This is a genomic window from bacterium (assembly GCA_024226335.1).
GTDB lineage: Bacteria > Myxococcota_A > UBA9160 > SZUA-336 > SZUA-336 > JAAELY01.
In genome coordinates this window covers 1-2,079 of sequence record JAAELY010000420.1, presented here as the reverse complement: position 1 = coordinate 2,079, position 2,079 = coordinate 1, and the positions used below count along the sequence as shown (strand labels likewise).

At 60.1% G+C, this 2,079-nt stretch carries 1 protein-coding gene; it reads left to right on the top strand.

From position 1 onward, the window contains the following. Window positions 1–304 precede the first annotated feature (304 nt). Window positions 305–2,079 (top strand): IS1380 family transposase (locus GY725_20525; protein ID MCP4006571.1); only part of this gene is annotated, 1,775 nt, incomplete at its 3' end.

Genomic DNA, 2,079 nt, shown 5'->3' with positions numbered 1-2,079 from the left:
TCTAGCCCAAATCTCTCATCACGTGTTGTGCGGGGCCCAGAGACTTGCCGCAACTCGTTGATTCACGGGCGGTTGCGACAAGCCCAGAGAGAATGTCGGCATTCCAGACTGTCGCTTTATTCGGGACGCATTGGATCTGCCCGACGCGATCACGTGGATGGGCCGGCGGCTTTCCCCTTGGCGGCATGATTGGACGGCTGGATGTTGTTCCACTTTGGCACGCCATTTGCGCCCGCTGACATGGATTACGGCTGCCTGCCATGGTGGCAGGCAACACGGAGTACCAATGCCAGGAGGGAGCCTCATGTCGTCTACCAACTCTCAGCGGATCGAATTTTCTACGTTCAATGCTCGCATCCTCATCTCGGATTTCGAGGGCGGCTCGATCACCAGCGATGGCGGCGTGACTTTGCTTGGCGAAGTAGACCGGATGTATCGCGTCATGCAGCGGCTGGCCGAGTGCTTTACGGATTATCGCGACCCAGACAGAACGGAACATCCCGTGCTGGACTTGCTGCGGCAGCGGATTTATGGCTTGTGCTGCGGCTACGAAGACCTCAATGACCACGATCGATTGCGGTTCGATACACTGCTGGCATCCGTGATCGGAAAACGCGATCCGCAAGGTGAAGAGCGCCGTCGGGAAGCCGACCGCGGCGTCTCGCTCGCCGGCAAGTCCACGCTCAACCGGCTGGAGTTGGGCAAGGTCGGCGACGACGCGGACAGCGACTATCACAAAATCGTGGCCGATCTGGAGGCCATGGAAAACCTGCTGATCGACCTGTTTCTGGATGCCCATGCTACGCCGCCAGCGGAAATTCTCCTGGACATGGATCCCACGGACAGCCCCGTGCATGGTGAGCAATCAGGCCGTTACTTCCAAGGCTATTACGACGAGTACTGTTTTCTGCCGCTGTACGTGTTTTGCGGTGATTTTCTGTTGGCGGCGCGGCTGCGGCCAGGCGACGTAGGTGCGACGAGCGGGGCGATCGCGGTGCTAGAAAAGTTAGTCACGCGGATTCGCGCCCGCTGGCCGAAGGTCAAGATTCAGTTTCGTGCCGACGGCGCCTTCAGCGAAGAACCGTTGCTGGCTTGGTGTGAAAACCACCAGGTGGAGTACGTGATCGGGCTGGCGAGCAACTCGCGTTTGCTGTCGGAGTTGGAGCAGGAACAACGCGAGATGGCGTTGGCCAGTGCAGCTTCGGGCGAGTCCGAGCGGACCTACCGGGATCTGCAGTACCGGACCCTGGACAGTTGGAGTCGGACTCGCCGCGTGGTGGCCAAGATCGAACATCTGCCAGGCGCCGTGGGCGGGACGGTCAGCGTGGAGAAGGCGGCCAAGGCTGCTCGCGACGCCGAGACTTTGGAACGTCAAGCGGCCGAGGCCGAACAGACGGCCAGCGCAGCGGCGGAGCAGGCCGCGTCGGCAGCGACCACAGCACTGGACCAAGAGCAAGCGGCGGCTTCGGCCAAGGTCTCCGCTGGTCGCGGGCGTAACGAACAGGCCCAAGCGGCGCGAGCAGCCGCCAAGCAAATGGCCGAGTCGGCCAAGCAGGCTCGCCGCGCGGCGCGGCAAGCAGGACGGTCGGCGACTGAATCGCAAAAGCAAGCCGAGAAACTTCGCGACCAAGCGACTCGCGCTCGCCAACGAGCGGACCGGGCGGCAGAACAATCGAAGTGGCAAGGCAAATCAAACGTACGTTTTGTGGTGACGAACGTGGCAGATGCCACGACCCCGGCGGAGGCGGTCTACGAAGAAGGCTACTGTCCACGGGGCGACATGGAAAACCGCATCAAGGAGCAACAGCTATATCTGTTTGCGGACAGTCTTCCCTGCGAACGAATGCGTTCAAACCAGATTCGTTTGTATTTCAGTTCGTTCGCTTACGTGTTGGATATGCTGCTTCGTCGAGACGGCTTGGCGGGCACAGAAATGTCGCGTGCTCAATGCCACACGATTCGCGAGCGACTATTAAAGATCGGAGGTTTAGTGAGAGTGACGGTTCGTCGCGTGTGGGTTCACTTGTCGAGCAGTTATCCCTATCGCGAACTGTTGTTGCAGGTGTTCGACAATCTACG